Origin of the sequence: Bradyrhizobium sp. CCGB20 (assembly GCF_024199855.1) — a bacterium.
Taxonomy (GTDB): Bacteria; Pseudomonadota; Alphaproteobacteria; order Rhizobiales; family Xanthobacteraceae; genus Bradyrhizobium.
This window is the reverse complement of record NZ_JANADN010000001.1, coordinates 5,243,899-5,269,499: the sequence shown is the minus strand read 5'-3', so window position 1 is coordinate 5,269,499 and position 25,601 is coordinate 5,243,899. Positions and strand designations below refer to the sequence as shown.

Genomic DNA, 25,601 nt, shown 5'->3' with positions numbered 1-25,601 from the left:
AAATCACCGGTACAGCAGCTAGGCTAGGGTACGGCAGGTGTCGGCCGGGACCAGGAGAGAGACGGCGACGATGGGACAGTCGGCCGGAAGTCATCATGCGTCACGAGGCTGAGTCCATTACGCCGCAAAAAGCCGCCAACCTCGTTCGCGCAATTGCGACGCGCCGTGACCGCGAGGCATTCAAGGACCTGTTCAGCTTCTACGCGCCCCGTATCAAGTCTATGCTGATGAGGGGCGGGGCGGCGGACGAGATCGCCGAGGATCTGGCGCAGGAGACGCTGATCGCTGTCTGGCGGAAGGCAGACAGCTACGACCCGGGCCGGGCGACCGTGTCCGCCTGGATATTCACCATCGCCCGAAACCTTCGCATCGACCGGTTTCGGAAGGATCGACGCGCGCGGCTGCATCAGGTGTACGAGCTGATGCTCCCGGCCGAGGCTGATCCGCCCGACATGCCACTTGAGACCGTCGAACGCGAAAGCCGGGTGCGGGCGGCGCTGGAGGGCCTGCCGGAAGAGCAGGTCCGGGTGGTGGAGCTGTCCTTTTTTGAAGGCGTCGCTCATGGCGATATCGCCAGCAAGCTCGGCATTCCTCTTGGCACGGTGAAATCCCGGCTGCGGCTGGCCATGGCGCGCTTGCGCGACTTCCTAGGTGAGAACTCATGACGATCACGCATCACCCCGGAGAGGAGACGCTGGCTGCCTTCGCGGCGGGCACCCTTGACGAGCCGCGCAGCGTTGTGGTGGCCGCCCATGTCGCGCTGTGCCCCCGTTGCCGGGCGACAGTCGCAGCGTTCGAGCAGTTCGGTGGCTCGTTGGTCGAGCGAGCGGCGCCGGCGGCCTCGCGCGTCGGCGCGCTGGACGAGGCTCTTGCGCGGCTGGACGAGGGCACGCCGCCGGCGCCGGTCCTCCGCGATGCGGCACCGGATTGTCCGGACGTGCTTGCTCCTTACGAGGTCGGGCGCTGGCGATGGATCGGCCCAGGTGTCCACTGGAGAAAGGTCGAGGTTCCCGAGAGCGAGGGCACGCGCGTCTTCATGTTGAAAGCCGCGCCCGGATCCTCACTGCCCCACCACGGCCATTCCGGGGTCGAGTGGACCTGCGTGCTCCAGGGCGCGTTCCGCCACGATCTCGGACGCTATGGCCCCGGCGATTTCGACGAGGCCGACAGCACCGTCGATCACACGCCGTCTGTGGAAGAAGGAGATGTTTGCATCTGCCTGGTGGCCATGCAGGGCAATCTCGAGCTGCGCGGCTGGCTCGGAAAGCTGCTGCAGCCTTTCGTTCGGTTGTGACGCAATGACTGTTTCGGCATTCATTCTCGGCCTCGCATGCCTTTCGGCGGCGCTCTCCGTCATCATGGCCATCGCCTGGCTGGTGTGGCGCGCCTCGAGGAATTCGGGGTGGGTCGATACGATATGGACATTCGGGCTTGGCTTCGTCGGCCTCGCTGGTGCGGTGACGACAAGGCCGATGGATTTCCAAGGTGCCCTCGTTGCGGCGATGGCAGCGATCTGGTCGCTTCGGCTGGGGCTGCACATTGCGAGCCGCACCCGCGGCATCACCGATGATCCGCGCTATGCCAGGTTGGTCTGGGACTGGGGAGCGGATGCAACACGCCAGATGTTCTGGTTGTTGCAGAAGCAGGCCATCGTGAGTATTCCGCTGGCCCTTTCGATGTGGCTGGCGGCGAACGGTTCGGCACCGCCAGTGCAAACCGTGACCGCAATCCTGATCTTTGGCGTGGCTGTTGTTGGTGAGGGGATCGCAGACGAGCAGCTCCGGCGGTTTCGTCATGATCCGGCCAACAAGGGCAAGATCTGCGACGTCGGGCTGTGGAGGGTGTCGCGTCATCCCAATTATTTCTTCGAGTGGCTCGGCTGGCTCGCCTATCCCGTCCTGGCCATCGACCTCGGAGAGCACGACCTCTGGGGGTGGTTCGCGCTCCTTGCGCCGCTCTGCATGTACTGGCTGCTCGTCCATGTCTCCGGCGTTCCGCCGCTGGAGGAGCACATGCTGGCTGATCGCGGCGACGCGTTTCGCAGATATCAGATGAAGACGAACGTCTTCTTTCCCGGTCCGCCGAAGACGTCCGCGGGAGGCTAGCGTGACATTCACGGAGGCGGCCATCCGGCTTGGCGAAGCGTTGCCGTGGCCCGACAGCGTCAGCGCGGCGGTCATCAGCCATTTGGTCGAACGCACCCGGCGCAGTCTGGCGCAGTCATCAAATCGTTCGGACGCAACCTTCTCGCGCGCGATTGCGGCGCTGCCGGTCGCGATCAACACCACTGAGGCCAACAACCAGCATTACGAGATCCCGGCGCGGTTCTTCGAGATGATCCTCGGCCCGCAGCGCAAATACTCCTGCTGCTACTACGGCGACGCTCGCGATACGCTGGTGCAGGCGGAAGAACGCGCGCTGGAAATGACTGCCGAGCATGCAAGACTGGCGGATGGGCAGCAAGTTCTCGAACTGGGTTGCGGCTGGGGTTCATTGTCGCTGTGGATGGCCCGGCGCTACCCCAATTCGCGCATCATCTCGGTTTCCAATTCGGCGTCGCAGCGGGAGTTCATCCTTCGTCAGGCCGCTGCGGCTGACATCCCCAACCTCGCAGTCGTCACCGCCGACATGAACGCGTTCGTGCCGCAGGGAGATTTCGACCGTATCGTCTCCGTGGAGATGTTCGAGCATATGGTCAATTGGCGGCCACTGCTGAATCGCATGCGCGCCGCGCTGCGTCCCGATGGCCTGCTGTTTCTGCACGTCTTCACGCACAAGTCCGGCTCATACCGGTTCTCGCCTGAGAATCGCGCGGACTGGATCTCGCAGCATTTCTTCACCGGCGGCATCATGCCGAGCCATGGGCTGATCCGGCAGTATCAGGATATCTTCAGCCTCGATGCCGAGTGGCAATGGAACGGCCGTCATTACGAGAAAACAGCCCGGGATTGGCTGGCCAACTACGACCGACATCGGACTGAGATTTTCGAGGTGCTGAGACAGATCTACGGCAAGGATGCGCGTCTTTGGCAGCGGCGGTGGCGGCTGTTCTTTCTCGCCACGATGGGCCTGTTCGGCCATGCCGGCGGCGACGAGTGGGGCGTCAGCCATTATCTGCTGTCGCCATCACGTTCGGCTTGAGCTGTCAGGCGTTCGAAACGGCGCGAACGGCCAGAAAGCTGACGAAGGCCGCAAAGGCCGAGGCTGCCGCGCCATAGACGATGTCGAGCACGGTCAGCTGGAGCGTCCAGTTGCGCAACGTCGCGAAATTGGTGAGGTCGTAGGTCGCGTAGGCGATGGCTCCGAACAGCGCGGCCGATCCGATAACATTGGCTGCGGAACCAGACTTCAGTCCGGGCAGGACGGCGAAGACGAGCAGTCCCACGGGATAGATCACATAGAACGCGAGCGCGGGCGCGACACGGAGATCGGTCAGCAAAATGTCTCCGAGCGTTGGGCGATAGAGCGCAGGTCCCATGAAACGAAGCCAAACGACGTCAATTGCGCCAAAGGCTATCAGCGCGGTGATATAGCCGGTCACATAGGCCATCGAGCTCTCCGGAATTCATGTCTTACCGTATACGCTCGCGAAGGCCCCGTGGATCAGTCCCCAACGCCCGCCCGTCCCCTCACGGTCGAAGCACCGAGCGAAATCCCCAGACACCGTAAGCCGAAACCGCGCGCGGTTGCCCGCAGGGCCGTGCCGCGCCAGGGATCGCCAAGCGCCAGCACTACGGCGAGGGCGCCGCCGGAGGCGGCCCCGAGCTGACGTTCGGGAAGGGGACTGCCGGCAAGGGGCTCTTCGGCTTGGCCGCCACCGACGCGCACGCCGTCGCAAGCTGCGCCCGCATCGACGGCAGTCCCGCCAGGTCGATGTCGAATTTCGTGACGTCCACCTTTTCGTCCGGCATCGGGGTGGTCTGCCGGATGTGCAGGGAGCGGGACGCCATGATCGCCTTGACCATGTCGGGGTCGATGCTGCCGCTCCACATCTCGTATTTCGCGGCTCGCACCGGAAACCCTCCGGCCTCCCGGTCGGTGTCGGCGTCCGCCGTCATCATGATCGTACTTTTTCCGACGCTCGCCTCGTCGATCTCGCCCGCGAACAGCAGCGGCACGCGATTCCTGATTTCGCAGAACATGCGCCACTCCATCGTCCGGAACGAGGCGCCGTTCTGCTTCTTCATCACCGCGATCTTGCTGATGAACGGCCGCGTTCCCGTCTCCAGCCTCCACATCCCTTCGGCAAACGGTCGGGTGTCGACACCAAAACGATAGAGCTCGGCCCGCGTGAGCACATGCAGGTTCTCGAACTTCACCGTCCGGATGAGATCGTCGAGCTCGCGGCTGATCCCCATCGCCGCGATGAACGCAGTGCGATCGCGTTCGGCGTTCGCGATCCGGCGCTGTCTGTATTCCGCGACCGCCCCCGGGGCCGGATGCCCGTGAAAGACGAGGACCAGCCTGGAGTTATGGACCGCCAGTGCGGCGTCGGGGGCGACCTCGCGCGATGTCGCCCCGATAAACAGGTAACCGCAGGCCGAATTGCACATCGCATGATAGGTCGTGAGCTCGGCCTCGACCTCGCCACCTGCATTCTTGATCTTCAGGCAGGCGGCGTCCACCTGCGTGCCGGCGGCGCACGCCGTCGCGATCGTCCGGCCGACCCGCGCGACCGCCTTGCGGCTACGCAACAGCCGGCCGATGACGTAGGACTGCTCTACGTTTCCGCCGGGTGAATGAAGGTAGATCGGACGTTGCGTGTCCTTGACGCCGGCGAGGAAGCGCCGAATGCGCTGGCTGGCGTCCGGATCGATCTCGCCCTCGATGGCGATCCAGCGGTCGCAACCCGGCCCGCATGCGTCGGGTGGCCCCTTCGCAAGATAGATCGTCAGCCTGCGGGCGAACCCGGCTTTTTCGGCCGGCGTTTCTTCGGCATGCAATGCGCCGGGAAGCAACAGCGAGGCCGCCAGAAACAGGATACGGACGAGCATGAAATGATGGGGCACGCGAGGGGACGACTGATATCGAGGTTACATGATGATCGGTGCGATCACAACTTTTGGTAGCGCGTCGGGGCGCCGATTGTTCAGGACGCGCGGGCTCGAGCCTTGTTTTTCATGCGTGGCGGCCGATGATCTGAAACAGCCTCTCGCACGACGCCTCGATCCTCTTCTGCGGGGATGTGGCGACGCCCAGCAACAGTCCCGGCCGCGCCGAGGCCTTCGACGCGCACCAGAGCGATAGCGGCGTAGGGGCCAGTCCGAACGATGCCGCCTCTCGCGCGATGGCAAGATCAGGTGCGCCGTCCGGCAATCGCAGGACCGCGGCCAGTCCGGCAATCGCGACGTTCGCGCTGCGCGAGCGAAGCTGTTTCAGCAATGCATCGCCTTGCGCGGCGTAGACCCGCTTGGTGCGTCTGAGATGCCGCAGATAATGGCCCTCGCGCATGAAATCGGCCGTGGCGAGCTGCACCGCGGGCCCGGGCGCTGGTGCGAGGCAAGCCGCAGCCTCGGCAAACCGCGACGCCAGAGCGGCCGGTGCAACGACAAAGCCGAGCCGCAAGGACGGGGTCACGGTCTTGCTGAAAGAACCGATGTGGATGACGCGGCCGGCGCGATCGAGCGAGGCGAGTGCCGGCGTGGCCCGGCCCTTGAGCTGAAGCTCGCTGAGATAGTCATCCTCTATCACCCACGCCTTGGTCCGGGTGGCCCAGTCGAGCAGGCGCGAACGTCTCGCCAGCGACAATGTCGATCCGAGCGGCGCCTGCTGTCCGGGCGTCACGACAACAAGCGCTGCGTCGGGAGCATGTTTCAGGCCGTAATCGACATCGATGCCGTCAGCGTCGACCGGGATCGGTGCGATCGACAATCTTGCAAGCGCGAGACCGTGCCGGGTGAAGGGAAAGCCCGGATTCTCCATCCAGACCTTCTTCTGCTCGAGGCCGAGGACGCGGAGCGCCAATCCGAGCCCGCCACTGAAACCGCTGGTGATGATGATCTGCGACGGCGCGCATTCGATCCCGCGCGCCAGCGCAAGGTAGGCCGCGATCTCGCGTCGCAAGTCGAGCTCGCCGCGCGGATCCGGATAGATCGCCGGGGCGCTCGCCTCGATGCGGACCGCCTGCGCGCGCATCCTTGCGAACAGCGTGGCAGGAAAAGTCTCCTGCGCGGGCACGCCCATCTGGAAGATCGCCGGCCCCGCCGTGAGCTCCTGATACATCTCCATGAACGAGCCGGGGGCCGGGGCCTTGTCCTTGCGAACGGGAAAGGACGGCCGGTCCGCGATATGCGTTCCGGTTGCGCGTGACGCGACGATCAGTTGGGCAGACGACAACTTCTCATACGCCGATCGCACGGTGCCGCGTGCGACGCCAAGTTGGGCTGCCAGATCCTGCCAGGAGGGCAGGCGCGCTCCCGGGGCGAGCACGCCGCTCTCGATGGCGGCCCTGATCCCCTTGCCGATCTGATCCGCCAGCGGGGTTTTCGCGGATCGGTCCAGCTCCAGCCGCAGCGGTTTGGTCATGGCCCATGGTACACGATTTTCGTGCGTTCTTGGTGCTTTTTTGTGGACCACTGCGATAGCAATTATGGGGGCAGAGAAGGGCTCCGGCAGCCACACCTGGCGAACGGGACCGATCATCAAGGGCAAGGACATGAGTGAACGCCTCAACTACAACCACGTCGCGCCGGCAGGCGCGAAAGCATTGGGCGGCGTCTACGGCTACGTCGTGCAGAGCGGGCTTCCCGCGACGCTCGTCAACCTCGTCTATCTGCGCGTGTCGCAGATCAACAACTGCGCCTATTGCCTCGACATGCACACGCGCGATCTGCTCAAGAGCGGGCAGAAGACCGAAAAGCTTGCGCTGCTGCAGGCGTGGGCGGAAGCCGGCCATCTCTTCGACGCGCGGGAACGCGCTGCCCTCGCCTGGGCCGAGACGGTGACCCGCGTCGCCGACACCAATGTGCCGGATGAAGCCTATCAAGCCGCCCGCAAGGTCTTCAGTGAGCGCGAGCTCGTCGATCTCACGATCGCAATCAGCCTGATGAATGCGTACAATCGCATGGCGATCAGCTTCCGGAATACGCCGCAGGCCGCCATCGAGAAGGCCGCCTGACGGGTCGCGGACGGCGTCAACCGTAATGGATGCAAGGCAGGAGCCTGACAATGACGAGCGTGATCTCCGGCGTGAAAATTCCCGACAGCAAGCTGGCGCGCGAGGCGGCCGAGCTGGTGCGCAGTTACGAAGACGAGATGCTGTTCAACCATTCCGTCCGCGTCTATGTGTTCGGCGCGATCAAGGGGCTGCGGCAGAATCTGAAATTCGATTCAGAGCTGCTCTATGTCGCGGCGCTGTTTCACGACCTCGGCCTTGTCGATCACTACCATACGGAGACAAAGCGATTTGAGGTCGACGGCGCCGACGCCGCGCGCGACTTTCTCCGCGGGCACGGCATCGCCGAACCGCAAGCCGATCTGGTTTGGGAGGCAATTGCGCTGCATACCACGCCCGGCATTCCGCAATATATGCGGCCGGAAATCGCCCTCACCAATGCGGGCGTTCTCGTGGATGTCGTGGGAGTTGGATTTGACGACTACACGGCCGAGCAACGCGAGCAGGTGATATCAGCGTTTCCGCGCGGTGATTTCAAGAACGAGTTCCTGAAAGTGCAGACCTGCTCGGCCCTGAAGAAGCCGCAGACGACGTTCGGGACGGTCAATTTCGACTACATCGAGGATCACGATCCCAGCTTCCGCAGGCCGAACGCGTGTACGCGCATCCGCAACACGCCCTGGCAAAGCTGAGCCGTCGCTAGGCCACGGGATCCCCGACCGCATCCGAGCGGCTCCGGTCGTCCGGGGCCAGCGGTGGCGCCGGTTTCGCCGGAGCGTTCTTCAGCGAAGCTCGCTCGCTTGCTGAAGCGATGTCGAGTTGCGCGGTGCTGGCGTCGCGCCAGGCGACGATCCAGATCAGGAAGCCGAGAAGCGCGAGCGCGGCGCCGACGGGACCGGTGGAGGTCCAGCCCAGCCCCTCGCGAATGGCGATGCCGCCCAGGAACGGGCCGAGGGCGTTGGCGGTGTTGAACGCCGAATGATTGAGCGCGGCAGCGAGCGCCTGCGCGTCTCCCGCGACGTCCATCAGCCGGGTCTGGAGGATGGCGCCGAGCGAGACGCTGGCACCGATGGCTAAGACGTCCGCCGCCAGGAGCCAGGGATTGCCGGCGGCAAGGGGGAACAGCAGCAGCGCGACCGCAGCAAACAGCAGGATGACCCCCGCCGTCGGCATCAGGGCACGGTCGGCAAAGCGCGGCACGAACAGATTGCCGAGCGTGGCGCCGACGCCGAACACGGCGAGAAAGAACGGGATGACCGCGGGGCTGACCCTTGTGACCTCGATCAAGGTCGTCGCCAGATACGTGTAGACGGCGAACATGCCGCCGAAGCCGATGGCGCCGATCGCCAGCGTGATCCAGACGCGGCCGCTTCGGAGCGCACCGAGCTCCCGCAGCGGATCCGACCGGCCTGCCTGGTCGCGCGGCGCGAACAGGGCGCACAGCAGCACCGTGAGCAGCGCCAGCACCGATACGAGACCAAAGCTCGCACGCCAGCCGACCGCCTGGCCGATCAGATTGGCCAGGGGCACGCCGATGATGGTGGCAGAGGTCAGGCCGAGCATCACCTGGCCGATCACCTGCGAGCGGCGATGTTGCGGAACGAGCGAGGCTGCGACCAGCGCGGCGATGCCGAAATAGGCGCCATGCGGCAATCCCGAGAGGAAGCGCGCCGCGATCATCCAGCCAAAGCCCGGCGCCAGCGCGGTGAGTGCGTTGCCGATCGCGAACACGGCCATCAGCGCCAGCAGTTGCGTGCGCCGCGCGAATCGCGCGCCGAGCACGGCGATCAGCGGCGCGCCGAGCACCACGCCGAGCGCGTAGGCGCTGATCGCATGCCCCGCGGTCGGCTCGTCGACCTTGAGGTCGGCGGCGAAGAACGGCAGCAGGCTCATCGACGCGAATTCGGTGGTTCCGATCGCAAACCCGCCCATCGCGAGCGAGAACAGGACGACGGCGAGGTGAGGGGGCGCGGAGGCCGCGTTCGCGCGGGGCGAGGTCGCTTGAGGCGAGGTCGTCATGTGTCCTGCATTGGTGGCGTCAACGGGAACCAGCCCAGCGAGCGTCGCCATCCCTGCAAGATTTGTCTGTCGTACTTAAACCGGCATCAGTCGGCGTCAACACCGCAGCTGCAATGCAAGGCAGGCTGCATATCAGCGTCCCGATCTAGTCAACGCGCCTCGAGCGGCGCGGGGACGGTTGCTTTGTAAAATACGGATTCACGACACACGCCGCAGAGCGGCCGACGGCGAGGAATCTGCACTGCTCGAGCGAGGCGTAGCGGCAGTCGAAATAGCCGACCGGGCCGTAGATCTGCATGCAGACGGGATAGCTGGGATCGTAAGTCTGCGCGTGCGCAGACGCGCCCGCGATGAGCCGGCCGATGGCGACCAGAGCGAGGCGTGCTCCGCGCATCTCAGCGCGGCAGATAATAGCCCGGCGTCTGCGCGCGCGGACGATTCTGATAGGCGTAGGGATCGTCGCTCTGGCCTGCGAAATACGGATTCGCGATGCAGCTGAGCGCGCGTCCCGACGAGCTCGCCTGACACTGTGCATAAGAGTCGAACGTGCAATTGCTGAGGCCCGGCCATTCGTCACCGGTCAAGCAGAACGCGTGATGCGTGCCGAATGCGCGGGCGGGCGTGCTCGTGCTCAACGTGAACGCGATTGTGGCGACAGCGAGCGAAAATGTGGCAACAATGGGGAGGGCAATTTGTCCACGCATCTCATTCTCCAATCACGCAATCGTGCGGGCATCAGTGTTCTTCGCACAGCTGCAACATATGTTGTGTAGTCGACAGTGGAACTCATGAAAACTCTTGTTTCAAAGGGTTTCCCGCGCGCGCTGCTAAATATCCATTAACGCAACGGGGTCCTTTGACTGTGACTGTTGCGTCGAGGTTACAGCAATTCCGTCGAGCGCTGTTATGACGACGCTACGGCCCGGGGGCCTAACGACGAAACTGGAACGGGAATCAAATGAACAAGAATCTGTTGCTTGCTGCTGTGAGCCTTGTCGCGCTCAGTGCGACTGCGCCGGCGCTGGCTGCTGACCTCGCTGCGCGGCCTTACACCAAGGCGCCTGCGATGATCGCTACCGTCTATGACTGGAGCGGCTTCTACATCGGCATCAACGGCGGCGGCGGTTCGTCGCACGCGACCTGGGACTTCGTTGGCGTTGGTCGTGAAGGCTCGCACGATGCCACCGGCGGCACGGTCGGTGGTCAGATCGGCTATCGCTGGCAGTCCGGCCAGTGGGTGTTCGGCGTGGAAGGCCAGGGCAACTGGGCCGACTTCTCCGGCGACAACACCAGCGCGCTGTTCGCGACTCGCAACCGCACCAAGATCGATGCGTTCGGTCTGATCACCGGTCAGGTTGGCTACGCCTGGAACAACGTCCTGATCTACGTCAAGGGCGGTGCGGCTGTGGTCAGCGACAAGTACGAGATCTCCAGCACGGCGGGCGCGCTGCTCGCCTCGACCAGCGACACCCGTTGGGGTGGCACGGTCGGTGCCGGCCTCGAGTACGGCTTCGCTCCGAACTGGTCGGTTGGCGTCGAGTACAACCACATCTTCCTGTCCGACAAGGACGTGACCTTCGCTGGCTTCGCCGGCTCGGAGCGGATCCGTCAGGACGTCGACATGGGTCTCGTCCGCCTGAACTACAAGTTCGGCGGCCCGATGATCGCGCGCTACTGAGACTGATCGCTCATTTCGAGCGATCGTCGAAAAGCCCCGGCCTTGCGCCGGGGCTTTTTTGTTGCGTGAATTCAGCGAGTTAACCATCCGATTTCGAGAGCCCTCATACGGCTTGACTCCAAAGAACGAAATGAGAACAATGTTCTTCATACGTTCTGGTGATGGAGCAAGCCATGTTCAGGATTTTCGTGGAAGAAGCCGCCGCACTCGCCTCGATCTCGCTGTTCGTCGGGATGATCGCAATCTGGGCGCAGGTGATTCCGCAGCTCTAGGGCCGTGAGTCGCAAGATCCGCCTCAATGGCCCCCTTGTTGAAAAGCGGGACGACGCGGCGAAGCGGCCGCTCCGCCGTGGACTCTGAAGCGGTGAGACCCCACCATTGGGAGGCGAGTCGGCTGGGCGGGCAGAGGATACCCTCACGATCCCCTCAAGGCCGGTGACCGCTCCATCTCATCTGCAAGAGGCCGTCACGCGACCATGCCGAGCGCCGGATTTGTCCACCTTCACGTTCACTCGGCCTATTCGCTGCTCAAGGGCTCGATCAAGATCGCCAAGCTCGCCGAGCTTGCCAAGAAAGACCACCAGCCCGCGCTGGCGCTGACCGACACCGACAACATGTTCGGTGCGCTGGAGTTCTCCGACAAGATGGCGGGCTCCGGCATCCAGCCGATCGTCGGCTGCGAGATCGCGATCGATTTCGGCGACCAGGATCCGAATGCGCGCAACGCACTTCCGCCTTCGCGCGTGGTGCTGCTGGCGGCGCAGGAGCGCGGCTATCGCAGCCTGATGCGGCTGAACTCGCGCGCGTTCCTGGAGACGCCCGACACCCACGCCTCCCACATCAAGTTCGACTGGCTCGAAGGCGAGACCGAAGGCCTGATCGCGCTGACGGGTGGGCCGGACGGGCCGATCTCGCTGGCGCTCGCCGCAGGCCAGGCTGAAATTGCGGCCCTGCGCTGCGAACGGCTCGCGAGTCTGTTCGGCGATCGCCTCTATGTCGAATTGCAGCGCCACGGCATCGACAAGGAGCGGCGCGTCGAGAGCGGGTTGATCGACATCGCCTACGCCAAGGGCCTGCCGCTGGTCGCGACCAACGAGCCGTATTTCGCCTCGACCGACGATTACGAGGCGCACGATGCGCTGCTCTGCATCGCGGGCGGGCGGCTGATCGCCGAAACCGATCGCGTCCAGCTTACGCCCGATCACCGCTTCAAGACCCGCGCCGAGATGGCGGTGCTGTTCGCCGACATTCCGGAGGCGCTCGCCTCGACGGTGGAGATCGCCGAGCGCTGCTCGTTCCGTCCGATGACGCGCAAGCCGATCCTGCCGTTCTTCACGGTCGGCGCCGCTGCAAGCTCCGATGCCGCCGCGGTCGAGGCGGCCGAGCTGAAGCGGCAGGCGGAGGAGGGGCTCGCCAATCGCCTGCGGGTCCACGGCCTGTCGCAGGGCACCACGGAAGAGGATTACAACAAGCGCCTGGCGTTCGAGCTCGACGTCATCATGCGCATGAAGTACGCAGGCTACTTCCTGATCGTGTCGGACTTCATCAAATGGGCGAAGTCGCAAGGGATTCCGGTCGGGCCGGGCCGCGGTTCGGGCGCCGGCTCGCTGGTCGCGTGGGCGCTGACCATCACCGATCTCGATCCGATCAAGTTCGGCCTGCTGTTCGAGCGCTTCCTCAATCCGGAACGCGTCTCGATGCCGGACTTCGACATCGACTTCTGCCAGGACCGCCGCGGCGAGGTGATCAAGTACGTCCAGGAGCGCTACGGCCGCGACCAGGTCGCGCAGATCATCACCTTCGGTACGCTGCAGGCGCGCGGCGTGCTGCGCGACGTCGGCCGCGTGCTGCAGATGCCCTATGGCCAGGTCGACAAGCTGACAAAGCTGGTGCCGCAGAATCCGGCCGCGCCGGTGACGCTGGCCGCCGCGATCGAGAGCGAGCCGAAGCTTCAGGCCTTCCGCGATGAAGACCCGGTGGTGGCGCGCGCCTTCGACATCGCGCAGCGCCTCGAAGGCCTGACCCGCCACGCCTCGACGCACGCGGCCGGCATCGTGATCGGCGATCGCCCCTTGAGCGAACTCGTGCCGATGTACCGCGATCCGAAGTCGGACATGCCGGTGACCCAGTTCAACATGAAATGGGTCGAGCCGGCGGGCCTCGTGAAGTTCGACTTCCTCGGCCTGAAGACGCTGACCGTGCTCGACGTCGCGTGCAAGCTGCTCAAGCCGCGCGACATCCATGTCGATCTCGCGACGCTGCCGATCGATGATGCCGAGAGCTACCAGATGCTGGCGCGCGGCGAGGTGGTCGGCGTGTTCCAGGTTGAAAGCCAGGGCATGCGGCGGGCGCTGGTCGACATGCGCCCCGACCGTTTCGAGGACATCATCGCGCTGGTCGCGCTCTATCGCCCGGGCCCGATGGCGAACATCCCGACCTATTGCTCGCGCAAGCACGGCGACGAGGAGCCGGAATACCTGCATCCCGTGCTGGAGCCGATCCTGAAGGAGACCTTCGGCGTCATCATCTACCAGGAACAGGTGATGCAGATCGCGCAGGTGATGTCGGGCTATTCGCTCGGCGACGCCGACCTGCTCCGCCGCGCCATGGGCAAGAAGATCCGCGCCGAGATGGACAAGCAGCGCGACATCTTCGTCGCGGGCGCGGTGAAGAACGGCGTGCCGAAGGGGCAGGCCGAGACCATCTTCGAGCTCCTGGCGAAGTTCGCCGACTACGGCTTCAACAAGAGCCACGCGGCGGCCTACGCGCTGGTGTCCTACCACACCGCCTACATGAAGGCGCATTATCCGGTGGAGTTCATCGCGGCGTCGATGACGCTCGACCTCAACAATACCGACAAGCTCTCCGAATTCCGCTCCGAGGCGCAGCGCCTCGGCATCAAGGTCGAGCCGCCGAACATCAACCGGTCCGGCGCGACCTTCGAGGTCGGCGAGAAGACGATCTACTACGCGCTCGCCGCGCTCAAGGGCGTCGGCATCCAGGCGATCGACCAGATCATCGAGGAGCGCACGAAGCGGGGGCTGTTCACCTCGCTCGCCGACTTCGCCGCGCGGGTCAATCCGCGTGCGATCAACAAGCGCATCATCGAAAGCCTTGCCGCGGCCGGGGCCTTCGACACGCTGGAGCCGAATCGCGCCCGCGTCTTCGCCGGTGCGGATGCGATCCTCGCCTCCTGCCAGCGCGCCCATCAGGCCGAGACCATCGGCCAGAACGACATGTTCGGCGGCTCTGCGGATGCGCCCAGCATCATGCTGCCGCAGATCGAGCCGTGGCTGCCGGCCGAGCGGCTGCGCCGCGAATACGACGCGATCGGCTTCTTCCTGTCGGGCCATCCGCTCGACGATTACGCCACCGTGCTGAAGCGCCTGCGCGTGCAGTCATGGGCCGAGTTCTCGCGCGCGGTGAAGACCGGCGCCACCGCCGGCAAGGTCGCGGCCACCGTGGTCTCGCGCATGGAGCGGCGCACCAAGACCGGCAACAAGATGGGCATTATGGGACTTTCCGATCCCACGGGCCACTTCGAGGCGGTGCTGTTCTCCGAAGGTCTCGCGCAATATCGCGATGTGCTCGAGCCGGGCGCCGCCGTGCTGCTCCAGCTCGGTGCGGAATTGCAGGGCGAGGACGTCCGCGCCCGCGTGCTGCATGCCGAGCCGCTCGATGACGCCGCCGCCAAGACGCAGAAGGGCCTGCGCATCTTCGTGCGCGATACCAAGCCGCTGGACTCGATCGCCAAGCGTCTCGCCGGACCCGACATGGCGGCCTCGAACGGCGCGGCGCCAAAAGTCGGCAGTCCCGGCATCGCGCCGCGCTCGAACGGCGACGGCGAGGTCTCGCTGGTGATGATGCTCGACCTCGAGACCGAGGTCGAGATGAAGTTGCCCGGCCGCTTCAAGGTCTCGCCGCAGATCGCCGGCGCCATCAAGGCGGTCGCGGGCGTCGTGGACGTGCAGCAGCTCTGACCGCCGGTCGCGACCGCACGCGCCGGCGCGATATGCAGGATGAGTGCGATCGCCTCGTTGCAACCAGACGATGATTTCGGCTAGCATGTCTCCGGGGAAGTTTTGGGGGCGTGATGCTGGTGCGTGGGCTGGTGCTGCTGTTGGCCGCAGCGTTGCTGTGCGGCTGTGAGACGACCGCGAGGAGCGGGCTGGATTATTCGGAGACGCTGCGGAAGATCGGGCCGCCAAAGGCGGGCCAGGCGCGCATCGTCGTTCTCCGCGAAAAAGGCTATGGCGGCCTTGCCGACGCCGGCTGGGATTTCCGTCTCGACGGTGCACCGCTGACGGGTCTGAAAACCGGAACTTATGTTTACATGGACCGTCCGGCCGGTCCGCATCAGTTCGTCGCGGAGGAGGCGGGTTTTCCCGGCGTTACGCGCATCGATTTCTCCGCGCGTTCGGGCGAGACACTGTTTTTCACGGCGCGCATGAGTGAGCGCAAGAGCGCCGTGATCGCAAATGCGAGCACGGGTTTGCTGGGCTACGGTCTCACGCTGGCGATGACCGCCGGCTACAAGAACCAGGGGCCGGTGGATTTCCTGGCGCTGGACGAAACGGCGGCGCGGACGACGATCGCCGAGTTGCGGCTGGCCCAATAAAGGCGCATCAAGGCACCGGGGTTTCGTACCGCCGTTGCAGTCTGCAGGTCTGTACTGATCGTCCAACCATGTGAGGCGAGGAGCGAACCATGTGCGCCAACTGCTCTGACAGTCCGTTCGAATGTCGCGTCCCGACGCGGCGGTCGGCCTTGGTTCTCGCCGCCTCCGCCGTCAGTCTCGCCTTGTCCGGCAGGGCCCTCGCCAAGGAGACCAAGCCGCCGCCGAAGCCGCAGAACGTGATCTCGCCCGACGCGTCGTTGAAGCGACTGATGGAGGGCAACGCGCGTTACGTCTCGGGCGTGTCGCGGCGGCACGATTTCAAGCACGAGCGCGAGGCGCTGGCCGGCGGACAAAATCCGTTCGCGGCCGTACTTAGCTGCGCCGATTCACGCATCGCGCCGGAATACGCCTTCGACACCGGCCGCGGCGATCTCTTCGTTTGCCGCGTTGCCGGAAATTTTGCCGGCGTTGAGACTATCGCCAGCATGGAATATGCGGTCGCCGTGCTGAATGCGCCGCTGATCCTTGTCCTCGGTCATGACGCCTGCGGCGCGGTCGATGCGACGCTGAAGGCGATCAAGGACGACAAGCCGCCGCCGGGCCACATTCCCTCGCTGGTCGACGCGATCGCACCCGCCGCCAAGGCTGCGATGCAGCAGGGCGGGGACGTCCTCAACAAGGCGATCCGGCAGAACGTGATCGACAACATCGCCAAGCTGAAGACGGCCGCGCCGATCCTCAATGCGGCCGTGGATCAGGGCAAGCTGAAGGTCGTCGGCGGCATCTACCGGCTCACGACCGGAACGGTCGATCTGATCGCACAGGGCTGAACGTGTCTGGCGGGGGCTCGCGCGGCAATGCGGTCGTGAGGCTTACGAGGGCCTGACGCAGGGGGATAGGGGGCGGGGGCGCCATGCCGCCGCCTCAATCCGCGCTTTTCGTTCAAGAGCCATTCAGCTGGCCGCGCGTTTGATGCGTGGTGGCAGCTCAACAACAAAAGCGGGCACAAGCCATGCGTGGGACGCTCAAGGCCTTCATCTGTTTTTGCTTGCCGATCCTGGTCGTCGCTGCGGCTGCGCCGGCGCCAGCCCGCGCGCAGCAGCAGGAAAAGCGCGTCGCGCTCGTGGTCGGCAACGGCGCCTACGCCAAGTCGCCGCTGGCGACGACCGCGAACGACGCCGGCCTGATCGCGCAGACGCTGCAAGCGGCCGGCTTCGACGTGGTCGGCGCGCGTGATCTCGACGGCGACACGCTGCGCAAGAGCTTGCGCGATTTCATCCAGAAGGCGCAGGCCTCCGGGCCCGGCACCGTCGCGATGATCTATCTTGCCGGCTACGGCGTGCAGCTTGCCGGCGAAAACTACTTCATCCCGGTCGATTCCAACATCACCCGCGACACCGACATCCCGACCGAAGGCCTGCGCATCAGCGACTATGCGCGCCAGCTCGCGGCCCTTCAGCTCAAGGCCAACATCGTCGTGCTCGATGCGGCGCGCGCGCAGCCCTTCATCGAGGGTGGCCAGCCGATCGCGAGCGGGCTCGCGCTGGTCGAGCCCGATCCGAACATGCTGATCGCCTTCAACGCCGCGCCCGGCACGGTGGCGCCGGAAGAGCCCGGCCCGTACGGCATCTACGCGCAGTCGCTGGCCGAGATGATCCGTACCGGCGGCCTGCCGCTGCCTGAGGTGTTCGACCGCGTCCGTCTGCGCGTCAACGAGGCCAGCAAGGGCGCGCAGGTGCCCTGGAACGAGGCGAAGATCTCGGCGCCCTTCTCGTTCTTCGAGCGCGGGCCCGATGCGCCGCCGCCGGAGGCCGCGCCCGACCAGGTTGCCGCGATCCGCAACAAGCCGATCCGCGATCTCGGCGTGCAGGACGCCTATGCCGCCGCGCTCGAGCGCGACACGCTGCCGGCCTATGAGGAGTTTCTCACGGCCTATCCCGGCGATCCGATGTCGAAGCGCGTGATGGCGATCGTCGCGGCGCGCCGCGAGGCGATCACCTGGCGGCGGACCTATCGCAACGACACGCCGGAAGCGTACTGGTCGTATCTGCGCCGCTATCCGCGCGGGCCGCACGCGGCCGATGCGCGCCGTCGTCTCGCGATCCTCACCGCGCCGGTCGAGCCGCCGCCGAGCTTTGCGATGATCGACTATGACGTGCCGCCACCGCCGCCGGAGGAGGTGGTCTATGTCGATCGTCCCGTGCTGTACTTCAGCGATCCCGATTTTGGTTTTGCGCCGCCGCCGCCACCGCCGGTCTACTACCTGCCGCCGCCGCCGCCCGATTTCGTCGTGCTGCCTCCGCCGCTGCCGGTGGTCGGCCTGTTCGTGCTGCCGCAGCCGGTGTTCGTGCCGATCCCGGTGTTCGTCAGGCCGCCGGTCTATGTCGCGCCGCCGCCGAACAACATCATCTACCAGAACATCCACAACACCACGGTCATCAACACGGTGATCAACCGGCCGCCGGCGCCGCCCGCCGGAGCAGGCGGAGGGGCCGTAGGACAGGGCAATCTGGCGCCGGCGATTGCCGGCCGTGGCAATCCCGCGGGCCCAACCCTGCCGCAGGCCGCCACGCAGCGCGCCGCCCTGATTCAGGAAGGCAAGGCGCCGATGCCGCCGAGCGCGGCGATCCGGCCGATGGCGAGGCCCGGGATATCTCCGGCGACGCCGGTCAATGTTGCGCCGACTGCCGCACCATCCGCTGCGCCGACGGCCACGCCGCCAGCCAGGCTGCCCCAGGCCAACACGCTGCCGGTTCCCGGTGCCCAGGGCGGCCCGCCGGCACCGCCGGCCGGGGCGGGGACTCCGGGCGGCAGGCCGTTGTCGCCGACAGCAACCGCACCCGGCACGACCCCGCCGACGCAGCCGGGGGCGCCGACCACTGCTGCTCCCGGCACAACGCTGCCCGGTCGTCCCGGTGCGCCAACGGCCGCCGCGCCTGCGACGGCCGCGCCCACCGCGACAAATCCGGGGGCTGCGCCCGGCCAACCGCCGAAGCCGCCGGTGGCACAGACTCCGCCCGGAGCCGGGCCTAGGGATCATGGCAGGTCCGCAACCCGTGAGCCGGCCGGCTCACCGCCGGCTGCGGGCGGGCCCGGCACGCCGCCAGGCGCCGCGGGAAGGCCAGTCACGCCGCCCCCCTCGGCCGCGCGCGAGCCTGTCAGGCCGCAGAATCAGCCCTCGGCTGCTCCCGCTCACGCTGGCCGGCCGTCGGCACCACCACCGTCGCGACCGCAGGCCGTGGCGAGGCCGATGCCTCCGCCACCGGCAGCCGTCGCACGCCCGGCACCGCCGCCGCGTGTCGCATCGCCTCCGCCGGCCCGGGTCGCTCCGCCTGTGGCAGTGGCACGGCCGGCGCCGCCGCCCATGGCCCGGCCTGCACCTCCACCCATGGCGCGGCCCGCGCCGCCACCTCCGGTAGCCCGGCCGGCGCCACCGCCGCCGCCCAGGATGGCGGTTGCGCCACCGCCCCCGCCGCGTCCGGCGGCCCCTCCGCCGCGCCCAGCGGCCCCGCCGCCGGCGGCGAAGAAGTGCCCGCCGAACCAGCCGAAGTGCTAGGGCGCAGCGCGGTCTTTACGGAACAGGGCCTCTCGCGGGCGAAAACTGCCCCCGAAAGGCCCTTATTTCCTTGCTTCTGGCCGAAATGGCGCTATACAGCGCGCCATCTCACACGGAAACATGGCTCACAAGGCCGTCCGGTGGCAGCCGGGGCGAGAACGCTCCGTTTTGCTCACACGTTTCCGGAGGAACCAACCGGAGAATTAGAACGATGGCACTACCCGATTTCACTATGCGTCAGCTCCTCGAAGCTGGCGTGCACTTCGGTCACCAGTCTCACCGCTGGAATCCGAAAATGGCACCGTTCATTTTCGGCGCCCGCAACAACATCCACATTGTCGACCTCGCGCAGACCGTGCCGATGCTGCACACCGCCTTGCAGGCGGTCAGCGACACCGTCGCCAAGGGCGGCCGCATCCTGTTCGTCGGCACCAAGCGCCAGGCGCAGGACGGCGTCGCCGACGCTGCGAAGCGCTGCGCGCAGTATTTCGTCAATTCGCGCTGGCTCGGCGGCACGCTGACCAACTGGAAGACGATCTCGGCCTCGATCAAGCGCCTGCGTCATCTCGATGACGTGCTCTCCGGCGGCGACGCCAGCTCCTACACCAAGAAGGAGCGTCTGACGCTGCAGCGCGAGCGCGACAAGCTCGACCGTTCGCTCGGCGGCATCAAGGACATGGGCGGTCTGCCCGACCTGATCTTCGTGATCGACACCAACAAGGAAGACATCGCGATCCAGGAAGCCCAGCGGCTCAACATCCCGGTCGCCGCGATCGTCGACACCAATTCGGATCCCAAGGGCATCACCTATGTGGTCCCGGGCAACGACGACGCCGGCCGCGCGATCGCGCTGTACTGCGACCTGATCGCGCGTGCGGCGATCGACGGAATCTCGCGCGCCCAGGGCGATTCGGGCATCGACATCGGCGCCTCGGTTCGTCCGGCCGCCGAAGAGCTGCCGGCTGCGTCGGCGAGCGGCTTCCAGGGCCTTGCCGGTCCGCGCGGCACCGCCGACGATCTCAAGAAGCTCCCGGGCGTTTCGGGCGCAATCGAGAAGAAGTTCAACGACCTCGGCATCTTCCATTACTGGCAGCTCGCCGAGCTCGACCACGACACCGCGCACAAGATCGGCGAAGAAGTCGGTCTGCCGAGCCGCGCGGATGCCTGGGTGGCCAAGGCCAAGGCGCTGACCGCGGAAGCGGAATAGTCAAAAAGAGCGATGGGTTGGCCGGATATAAGTCCGGCCACCATTTCAGTTGACGCGAATTCCTGAGATGGACCGCGGCGGGGCTATGTGATGCCACGCCGCGGCAAACCGGCAGGCAAGAAGGATTTTCAACGATGGCAACGATCACAGCGGCGATGGTCAAGGACCTGCGCGAGTCCACCGGCGCAGGCATGATGGACTGCAAGGCCGCGCTCACCGAGACCAGCGGCGACATGGAAGCGGCGCAGGACTGGCTGCGCAAGAAGGGCCTGTCGAAGGCCGCCAAGAAGTCCGGCCGCGTCGCCGCGGAAGGCCTGATCGGCGCGCTCACCAAGGGCACCAAGGGCGTCGTGGTCGAGGTCAACTCCGAGACCGACTTCGTCGCGCGCAACGGCCAGTTCCAGGGCCTCGTCAAGATGGTCGCCCAGGTCGCATTCGACGCCGGCGCCGATGTCGAGAAGATCAAGGCCGCCAAGGTCGGCGACGTCACGGTCGAAGCCGCAATCAATGACGCGATCGCCACCATCGGCGAGAACATGACGCTGCGCCGCGCCGCTTCGCTCGAAGTGACGCAGGGCGTCGTGTCGAGCTACGTCCACGGTGCCGTGGTCGAAGGCGCCGGCAAGATGGGCGTGATCGTCGCGCTGGAATCGCCCGGCAAGGCCGACGAGCTTGCAGCGCTCGGCCGCCAGATCGCGATGCATGTCGCGGCCGCCAACCCGCTCGCGCTCGATCCGTCCGGCCTCGATCCGGTGGTCGTCAAGCGCGAGAAGGACGTGCTCGCCGACAAATATCGCCAGCAGGGCAAGCCCGAGAACGTGATCGAGAAGATCGTCGAGTCCGGCCTCAAGACCTACTACAAGGAAGTCTGCCTGCTCGAGCAGGCCTTCATCCACGACACCGGCAAGTCGGTGGCGCAGGCGGTGAAGGAAGCCGAAGGCAAGGTCGGCGGCGCTGTGAAGATCGCGGGCTTTGTGCGCTATGCTCTCGGCGAGGGAATCGAGAAGCAGGAAAGCGACTTCGCGGCCGAGGTCGCGGCGGCCAGCGGCAAGAAGTAAGCGCCGGAACGTTCCTTCCGGCGTGCCGCCGGAAGCGGCGCCCGGACGAGGAAAGTGCTCATGACTGATCCGGTCTATCGTCGCGTCGTGATCAAGCTGTCCGGCGAATACCTCGCGGGACAGCAGGGTTTTGGCATCGATCAGCCGACCCTCGACCGGGTTGCGGACGATCTGATCGCCGCCCGCCAGCTCGGCACCGAGGTTGCGGTGGTGATCGGCGGCGGCAACATCGTGCGCGGCGTCGAGGTGTCTTCGCGCGGCGTCTCTCGCACGACCGGCGACACCATGGGCATGCTCGCCACCATGATGAACTGCCTCGCGCTGGAGGCGACGATCGAGCGCAAGGGCACGCCGGCGCGCACGCTGTCCGCCTTCGTGATGCCCGAGATTTCCGAGCTGTTCACCCGTACTGCGGCGCACAAATACCTCGCCGAGGGCCGGATCGTGCTGCTCGGCGGCGGAACCGGCAATCCGTTCTTCACCACCGATACGACCGCGGTGCTGCGCGCCGCCGAGATCGGAGCCGAGGCGGTGCTGAAGGCAACCAATGTCGACGGCGTCTACTCAGCCGACCCGAAAAAGGACCCGACCGCGACGCGGTTCGACCGGCTGACGCATTCGCAGGCCATCGAGGGCGGCTACAAGGTGATGGACGCGACCGCCTTCGCGCTTGCCCGCGAGACGGCGCTGCCTATCATCGTGTTCTCGATCGCAGAGCCGGGTTCGATCGGCGCTGTACTGCGTGGCGGCGGCCACGGAACCATCGTCGCCGGCTGACGGCTCATCGGTCGCGCCCGCAGGGGCGCGGAGAGGTCGCCGGGATTTTGAAGGAGAAGCATGATGGCCACGGGTAGTTTCGACCTCAACGAAGTGAAGCGTCGCATGCAAGGCGCCGTCCAGTCGCTCAAGCACGAGCTTGGCGGCCTGCGCACGGGACGCGCGTCGGCCTCGATGCTCGATCCGGTCCAGGTCGAGGCTTATGGCAGCCACATGCCGCTCAACCAGCTTGCCACCGTCAGCGTGCCGGAGCCGCGGCTGATCTCGGTGCAGGTCTGGGACAAGTCGATGGTCAAGCCGGTCGAGAAGGCGATCGTCGATTCCAATCTCGGGCTGTCGCCCGCGACCGAAGGCCAGGTGCTGCGCCTGCGCATCCCCGAGCTCAACGAGGAGCGTCGCAAGGAACTCGTCAAGGTCGCGCACAAATACGCGGAAGCGGCCAAAGTCGCCGCGCGTCACGTCCGCCGCGACGGCCTCGACGTGCTCAAGAAGCTCGAGAAGAATCACGAGATGTCGGAAGACGACCAGAAGCGCCACGCCGACGAGGTGCAGAAGGCGACCGACGGCACGATCACCGAGATCGACCAGTTGCTGGCCGCCAAGGAAAAAGAAATCCTCACCGTCTAAAGCGCGATGAGGATCATCATCGCGCTTTGGAGTATTGTTCGCGCATGATCTTGTCGGAAAACCGCTTCGCACTTTTCCGGATCGTGCTTTAAGGCCGCTCTCATGTCCAACGCCGCCGCGCCAGCAACGGAAGGACCCGACCGGTCCGACGCGCCTGCGCATGTCGCCATCATCATGGATGGCAACGGGCGTTGGGCGGCCGCGCGCGGCCTGCCGCGGGCCGAAGGGCATCGCCGCGGTGTCGAGGCGCTGCGCCGCGTGGTGCGTGCCTCGCACGAGCTCGGCATCCGCTATCTCACCATCTTCTCGTTCTCTTCGGAGAACTGGTCGCGCCCGGCGAGCGAGATCGGCGACCTCTTCGGTCTGCTCCGCCGTTTCATCCGCAACGATCTCGCGAGCCTGCATCGCGACGGCGTCAAGGTCCGCATCATCGGCGAACGTGACGGCCTAGAGGGCGACATCTGCGCGCTCCTCAACGAGGCCGAGGAGCTGACGCGCGACAACACGCGCCTGACGCTGGTCGTCGCCTTCAATTACGGTTCGCGGCACGAAATCGCGAAAGCCGCGCAGAAGCTCGCGCGGGAGGTCGCAGACGGCAAGCGCGATCCCGATACGATCGACGCCGAGACGCTTGGCGCGCATCTCGATGCGCCCGACATTCCCGATCCCGATCTCATCATCCGCACCAGCGGCGAGCAGCGCCTGTCCAATTTCCTGATGTGGCAGGCCGCCTATAGCGAGCTGGTCTTCGTGCCGATCCACTGGCCCGATTTCGACAAGGCGGCGCTGGAAGGCGCAATCGCCGAATTTGCCAGGCGCGAGCGCCGTTTCGGCGGCCTGGTCGCGAAAACCGCCTCGTGAGCGAACCCGACGCCGTATCGGCGGGCGCCAAGCCTGCCCCGAGCAATCTCGTGATGCGAGTCCTCGCAGCGCTGGTGCTGGCGCCGCTGACCATTGCGATCGCCTACGCCGGCGGCTGGCTGTGGGCGCTTCTCGTCACCCTGGTTTCGATCGGCCTGTTCGCGGAATGGCTGATGGTGGTGGGCGCGGGCTCGGCCGCGCTGACCGGGGCAGGGACGGTCGTCATCGCCATGATGGGGGCCTCCGTCGCTTTCGGCGCGCTCAAGACCTCGGTCGTCACCGGCCTCATCGGCGGCGCGATCGTGACCCTGATCGCACGCGGCAAGTTCGTCTGGGCCGCCACCGGCTTTGCCTATGCGTCGGCGGCGCTGCTGGCCTCGATCCTGTTGCGGAAGGATCTCGTCAACGGTTTCTCCGCACTGATGTTCGTGCTGCTGGTGGTATGGGCGACCGATATCGGCGGCTATTTTGCCGGACGCAGCATTGGCGGACCGAAGCTCTGGCCGCGGGTGAGCCCGAAGAAGACCTGGGCCGGGGCATTCGGCGGTTTTGCCGCGAGCCTTGCGGTCGCGGCGGGGTTTGCCGCTTGCGGGATCGGAAAGGCGGTTCCACTTCTGCTCGTGAGCGCCATCCTGTCGGTGGTGTCACAACTCGGGGATCTGTTCGAATCCGCGGTGAAGCGGCGCTTCGGTGTCAAGGATTCCAGTCACTTGATTCCCGGCCATGGCGGGCTACTGGACCGTCTGGACGGTTTTGTCGCGGCCATCCTGATGGCATGGATTATCGGTTTTCTCCGCCATGGTGTGCATAGCGCCGGAAGCGGTCTTATGGTTTGGTGAGGATATGAGCGCGGTCCCATTGCGTAACAACAAGGCTGCGGCGTCGAGCGTCCGCAGTGTCACGGTTCTCGGCGCCACCGGCTCGATTGGCGACAGCACGATGGATCTGCTGCGCGCCTCTCCCGAGCGCTATCGCGTCGAAGCCTTGACGGCGAACGGCAATGTCGAAGCGCTGGCAAAGCTCGCCAGGGAGTTTTCCGCGCGCTACGTCGCGATCGCCGACACGTCCAAGCTCGCCGATCTCAAGGCTGCGCTCGCGGGAACGAGCACGGAATGCGGCGCGGGCGAAAGCGCGGTGATCGAAGCCGGCGCGCGCCCGGCCGATTGGGTGATGGCCGCCGTAAGTGGCGCCGCCGGACTGAAACCGGCCCTGGCCGCGGTCGATCGCGGCGCGCATGTCGCGCTGGCCAATAAGGAATGTCTCGTCTGCGCCGGCGATTTCTTCATGCAGCGCGCCGCGAAAGCGGGCGCCTGCATCCTGCCGGCTGACTCGGAGCACAACGCGCTGTTCCAGGCCTTGGCATCGGGCAATCGCGACGAACTGGTCCGCGTCATCATCACGGCCTCGGGCGGCCCGTTCCGGACCTGGAAGCCCGCCGACATCGAGCAGGCAACGCTCGAGCAGGCCCTGAAGCATCCGAACTGGAGCATGGGTCAGAAGATCACGATCGATTCCGCCTCGATGATGAACAAGGGGCTCGAGGTGATCGAGGCGTCCTATCTGTTCGCGCTCTCGCCCGACGAGATCGATGTTCTCGTGCATCCGCAGTCGATCATCCACGGCATGGTCGAGTTCTCCGACCGCTCGGTGATGGCCCAGCTCGGCGCCCCCGACATGCGCACGCCGATCGCGCACTGCCTCGGCTGGCCCGATCGCATCAAGGGGCCGGCGGCCAAGCTCGATCTGGCCAAGATCGGCCAGCTGACCTTCGAGGCGCCGGACTTCGAGCGCTTCCCCGGGCTTCGGCTCGCCTTCGATTCGCTCCGGACCGGGAAGGGGGCGACCACCGTCTACAACGCCGCCAACGAGGTGGCGGTCGCCGCCTTCATCGCCGGCAAGATCCGGTTTGGCGCGATTGCGCGGCTGGTCGAGGCGACGCTGGACGACTGGGTCCGTGGCGGGAACCAGGCTCCGCTGACGTCCGCCGACGATGCAATCTCCGTTGACCATGTTGCTCGAAATAGAGCTGCCGCCCTATTGCCTCAAATTGCCTTAAAGGCATCCTAGATGGCTCCGGGCCAGGGCC

General features: G+C 65.9%; 24 protein-coding genes. 18 read left to right on the top strand and 6 right to left on the bottom strand.

Annotated elements, in window-relative coordinates:
* The first annotated feature begins 95 nt into the window (after nt 1-95).
* From NLM15_RS24430 to NLM15_RS24415, 4 genes are read left to right on the top strand one after another with little or no spacing between them, the layout of a single operon-like run.
* Nucleotides 96-665: a sigma-70 family RNA polymerase sigma factor gene (locus tag NLM15_RS24430; protein WP_254119999.1), complete on the top strand. Its 570-nt coding sequence runs from the start codon at nt 96-98 to the stop codon at nt 663-665.
* Nucleotides 662-1,294: a ChrR family anti-sigma-E factor gene (locus NLM15_RS24425; protein WP_254119998.1), complete on the top strand. Its 633-nt coding sequence runs from the start codon at nt 662-664 to the stop codon at nt 1,292-1,294. The genes NLM15_RS24430 and NLM15_RS24425 overlap by 4 nt, the downstream gene beginning before the upstream one ends.
* 4 nt (nt 1,295-1,298) lie before the next feature.
* Nucleotides 1,299-2,105: a DUF1295 domain-containing protein gene (locus tag NLM15_RS24420; RefSeq protein WP_254119997.1), complete on the top strand. Its 807-nt coding sequence runs from the start codon at nt 1,299-1,301 to the stop codon at nt 2,103-2,105.
* A 1-nt stretch (nt 2,106) separates the two neighbouring features.
* A complete protein-coding gene (locus NLM15_RS24415) occupies nt 2,107-3,141 on the top strand; it encodes a cyclopropane-fatty-acyl-phospholipid synthase family protein (protein ID WP_254119996.1) in 1,035 nt (344 codons plus the stop codon).
* 4 nt (nt 3,142-3,145) lie between these two features.
* Here the strand turns inward: NLM15_RS24415 and NLM15_RS24410 are convergent, their stop codons facing one another.
* The 3 genes from NLM15_RS24410 to NLM15_RS24400 all read right to left on the bottom strand — a co-directional run bounded on the left by NLM15_RS24410 (nt 3,146) and on the right by NLM15_RS24400 (nt 6,525).
* The gene (locus NLM15_RS24410) at nt 3,146-3,550 is read right to left on the bottom strand and encodes a DUF2177 family protein (protein ID WP_254119995.1); all 405 of its coding nucleotides are present in this window, start codon (nt 3,548-3,550) and stop codon (nt 3,146-3,148) included.
* 181 nt (nt 3,551-3,731) lie between these two features.
* Entirely contained in the window at nt 3,732-4,994 is a 1,263-nt protein-coding gene (locus tag NLM15_RS24405) for a hypothetical protein (protein WP_254119994.1), read from the bottom strand.
* Nucleotides 4,995-5,118: 124 nt separating this feature from the next.
* On the bottom strand, nt 5,119-6,525 hold the full coding sequence (locus tag NLM15_RS24400) for a PLP-dependent aminotransferase family protein (RefSeq protein ID WP_254119993.1): 1,407 nt from the start codon (nt 6,523-6,525) through the stop codon (nt 5,119-5,121).
* A gap of 130 nt (nt 6,526-6,655) precedes the next feature.
* Between NLM15_RS24400 and NLM15_RS24395 the strand changes: the two genes are divergently transcribed.
* Together NLM15_RS24395 and NLM15_RS24390 are read left to right on the top strand one after the other, a co-directional pair.
* Nucleotides 6,656-7,117 (top strand): carboxymuconolactone decarboxylase family protein, encoded by a 462-nt coding sequence (locus tag NLM15_RS24395; protein WP_254124391.1) that lies wholly within the window; start codon nt 6,656-6,658, stop codon nt 7,115-7,117.
* A gap of 50 nt (nt 7,118-7,167) precedes the next feature.
* Nucleotides 7,168-7,806 (top strand): HD domain-containing protein, encoded by a 639-nt coding sequence (locus NLM15_RS24390; RefSeq protein ID WP_254119992.1) that lies wholly within the window; start codon nt 7,168-7,170, stop codon nt 7,804-7,806.
* A 7-nt stretch (nt 7,807-7,813) separates the two neighbouring features.
* On the opposite strand, the gene NLM15_RS24385 is transcribed toward NLM15_RS24390, so the two are convergent.
* From NLM15_RS24385 to NLM15_RS24375, 3 genes are all read right to left on the bottom strand, one after another.
* Entirely contained in the window at nt 7,814-9,133 is a 1,320-nt protein-coding gene (locus tag NLM15_RS24385) for an MFS transporter (RefSeq protein ID WP_254119991.1), read from the bottom strand.
* Nucleotides 9,134-9,278: 145 nt separating this feature from the next.
* On the bottom strand, nt 9,279-9,527 hold the full coding sequence (locus NLM15_RS24380; protein WP_254119990.1) for a DUF3551 domain-containing protein: 249 nt from the start codon (nt 9,525-9,527) through the stop codon (nt 9,279-9,281).
* A 1-nt stretch (nt 9,528) separates the two neighbouring features.
* Nucleotides 9,529-9,837, bottom strand: a complete 309-nt coding sequence (locus tag NLM15_RS24375) for a DUF3551 domain-containing protein (protein WP_254124389.1) — start codon at nt 9,835-9,837, stop codon at nt 9,529-9,531.
* 254 nt (nt 9,838-10,091) lie between these two features.
* Between NLM15_RS24375 and NLM15_RS24370 the strand changes: the two genes are divergently transcribed.
* The 12 genes from NLM15_RS24370 to dxr all read left to right on the top strand — a co-directional run bounded on the left by NLM15_RS24370 (nt 10,092) and on the right by dxr (nt 25,582).
* The gene (locus NLM15_RS24370) at nt 10,092-10,811 is read left to right on the top strand and encodes an outer membrane protein (protein ID WP_254119989.1); all 720 of its coding nucleotides are present in this window, start codon (nt 10,092-10,094) and stop codon (nt 10,809-10,811) included.
* Nucleotides 10,812-11,287: 476 nt separating this feature from the next.
* Nucleotides 11,288-14,791 carry a DNA polymerase III subunit alpha gene (gene dnaE / locus NLM15_RS24365; RefSeq protein ID WP_254119988.1) on the top strand — a complete coding sequence of 1,168 codons (3,504 nt, stop codon included), beginning with the start codon at nt 11,288-11,290 and terminating at the stop codon, nt 14,789-14,791.
* A 131-nt stretch (nt 14,792-14,922) separates the two neighbouring features.
* Nucleotides 14,923-15,429: a DUF2846 domain-containing protein gene (locus tag NLM15_RS24360; protein ID WP_254119987.1), complete on the top strand. Its 507-nt coding sequence runs from the start codon at nt 14,923-14,925 to the stop codon at nt 15,427-15,429.
* 89 nt (nt 15,430-15,518) lie between these two features.
* Complete coding sequence (locus NLM15_RS24355) at nt 15,519-16,259, top strand: carbonic anhydrase (RefSeq protein WP_254119986.1); 741 nt, start codon at nt 15,519-15,521, stop codon at nt 16,257-16,259.
* A gap of 182 nt (nt 16,260-16,441) precedes the next feature.
* Complete coding sequence (locus tag NLM15_RS24350) at nt 16,442-18,985, top strand: caspase family protein (protein WP_254119985.1); 2,544 nt, start codon at nt 16,442-16,444, stop codon at nt 18,983-18,985.
* Between the two features lie 211 nt (nt 18,986-19,196).
* Nucleotides 19,197-20,192, top strand: coding sequence for a 30S ribosomal protein S2 (locus tag NLM15_RS24345; RefSeq protein WP_254119984.1), 996 nt, complete (start codon nt 19,197-19,199; stop codon nt 20,190-20,192).
* A gap of 134 nt (nt 20,193-20,326) precedes the next feature.
* The gene (gene tsf / locus NLM15_RS24340) at nt 20,327-21,250 is read left to right on the top strand and encodes a translation elongation factor Ts (RefSeq protein WP_254119983.1); all 924 of its coding nucleotides are present in this window, start codon (nt 20,327-20,329) and stop codon (nt 21,248-21,250) included.
* A gap of 60 nt (nt 21,251-21,310) precedes the next feature.
* Nucleotides 21,311-22,027, top strand: a complete 717-nt coding sequence (pyrH, locus tag NLM15_RS24335) for a UMP kinase (RefSeq protein ID WP_254119982.1) — start codon at nt 21,311-21,313, stop codon at nt 22,025-22,027.
* 63 nt (nt 22,028-22,090) lie between these two features.
* Complete coding sequence (frr, locus tag NLM15_RS24330) at nt 22,091-22,654, top strand: ribosome recycling factor (protein WP_254119981.1); 564 nt, start codon at nt 22,091-22,093, stop codon at nt 22,652-22,654.
* A gap of 102 nt (nt 22,655-22,756) precedes the next feature.
* Entirely contained in the window at nt 22,757-23,515 is a 759-nt protein-coding gene (locus NLM15_RS24325) for an isoprenyl transferase (RefSeq protein WP_254119980.1), read from the top strand.
* Nucleotides 23,512-24,354: a phosphatidate cytidylyltransferase gene (locus tag NLM15_RS24320; RefSeq protein ID WP_254119979.1), complete on the top strand. Its 843-nt coding sequence runs from the start codon at nt 23,512-23,514 to the stop codon at nt 24,352-24,354. The genes NLM15_RS24325 and NLM15_RS24320 overlap by 4 nt, the downstream gene beginning before the upstream one ends.
* A gap of 4 nt (nt 24,355-24,358) precedes the next feature.
* The gene (gene dxr / locus NLM15_RS24315; RefSeq protein ID WP_254119978.1) at nt 24,359-25,582 is read left to right on the top strand and encodes a 1-deoxy-D-xylulose-5-phosphate reductoisomerase; all 1,224 of its coding nucleotides are present in this window, start codon (nt 24,359-24,361) and stop codon (nt 25,580-25,582) included.
* Nucleotides 25,583-25,601 lie beyond the last annotated feature (19 nt).

Excerpts from the sequence above, each read along its gene's own strand:
- NLM15_RS24325 (WP_254119980.1), top strand. The coding sequence starts at position 22,757 with ATGTCCAACGCCGCCGCGCCAGCAACGGAAGGACCCGACCGGTCCGAC.
- NLM15_RS24395 (WP_254124391.1), top strand. The coding sequence starts at position 6,656 with ATGAGTGAACGCCTCAACTACAACCACGTCGCGCCGGCAGGCGCGAAA.
- NLM15_RS24430 (WP_254119999.1), top strand. The coding sequence starts at position 96 with ATGCGTCACGAGGCTGAGTCCATTACGCCGCAAAAAGCCGCCAACCTC.
- NLM15_RS24370 (WP_254119989.1), top strand. The coding sequence starts at position 10,092 with ATGAACAAGAATCTGTTGCTTGCTGCTGTGAGCCTTGTCGCGCTCAGT.
- NLM15_RS24400 (WP_254119993.1), bottom strand. The coding sequence starts at position 6,525 with ATGACCAAACCGCTGCGGCTGGAGCTGGACCGATCCGCGAAAACCCCG.
- NLM15_RS24345 (WP_254119984.1), top strand. The coding sequence starts at position 19,197 with ATGGCACTACCCGATTTCACTATGCGTCAGCTCCTCGAAGCTGGCGTG.
- NLM15_RS24375 (WP_254124389.1), bottom strand. The coding sequence starts at position 9,837 with ATGCGTGGACAAATTGCCCTCCCCATTGTTGCCACATTTTCGCTCGCT.
- NLM15_RS24420 (WP_254119997.1), top strand. The coding sequence starts at position 1,299 with ATGACTGTTTCGGCATTCATTCTCGGCCTCGCATGCCTTTCGGCGGCG.
- NLM15_RS24425 (WP_254119998.1), top strand. The coding sequence starts at position 662 with ATGACGATCACGCATCACCCCGGAGAGGAGACGCTGGCTGCCTTCGCG.
- NLM15_RS24405 (WP_254119994.1), bottom strand. The coding sequence starts at position 4,994 with ATGCTCGTCCGTATCCTGTTTCTGGCGGCCTCGCTGTTGCTTCCCGGC.
- frr (WP_254119981.1), top strand. The coding sequence starts at position 22,091 with ATGGCCACGGGTAGTTTCGACCTCAACGAAGTGAAGCGTCGCATGCAA.
- NLM15_RS24385 (WP_254119991.1), bottom strand. The coding sequence starts at position 9,133 with ATGACGACCTCGCCTCAAGCGACCTCGCCCCGCGCGAACGCGGCCTCC.
- NLM15_RS24410 (WP_254119995.1), bottom strand. The coding sequence starts at position 3,550 with ATGGCCTATGTGACCGGCTATATCACCGCGCTGATAGCCTTTGGCGCA.
- pyrH (WP_254119982.1), top strand. The coding sequence starts at position 21,311 with ATGACTGATCCGGTCTATCGTCGCGTCGTGATCAAGCTGTCCGGCGAA.
- NLM15_RS24380 (WP_254119990.1), bottom strand. The coding sequence starts at position 9,527 with ATGCGCGGAGCACGCCTCGCTCTGGTCGCCATCGGCCGGCTCATCGCG.
- tsf (WP_254119983.1), top strand. The coding sequence starts at position 20,327 with ATGGCAACGATCACAGCGGCGATGGTCAAGGACCTGCGCGAGTCCACC.
- NLM15_RS24355 (WP_254119986.1), top strand. The coding sequence starts at position 15,519 with ATGTGCGCCAACTGCTCTGACAGTCCGTTCGAATGTCGCGTCCCGACG.
- dxr (WP_254119978.1), top strand. The coding sequence starts at position 24,359 with ATGAGCGCGGTCCCATTGCGTAACAACAAGGCTGCGGCGTCGAGCGTC.
- dnaE (WP_254119988.1), top strand. The coding sequence starts at position 11,288 with ATGCCGAGCGCCGGATTTGTCCACCTTCACGTTCACTCGGCCTATTCG.
- NLM15_RS24390 (WP_254119992.1), top strand. The coding sequence starts at position 7,168 with ATGACGAGCGTGATCTCCGGCGTGAAAATTCCCGACAGCAAGCTGGCG.
- NLM15_RS24350 (WP_254119985.1), top strand. The coding sequence starts at position 16,442 with ATGCGTGGGACGCTCAAGGCCTTCATCTGTTTTTGCTTGCCGATCCTG.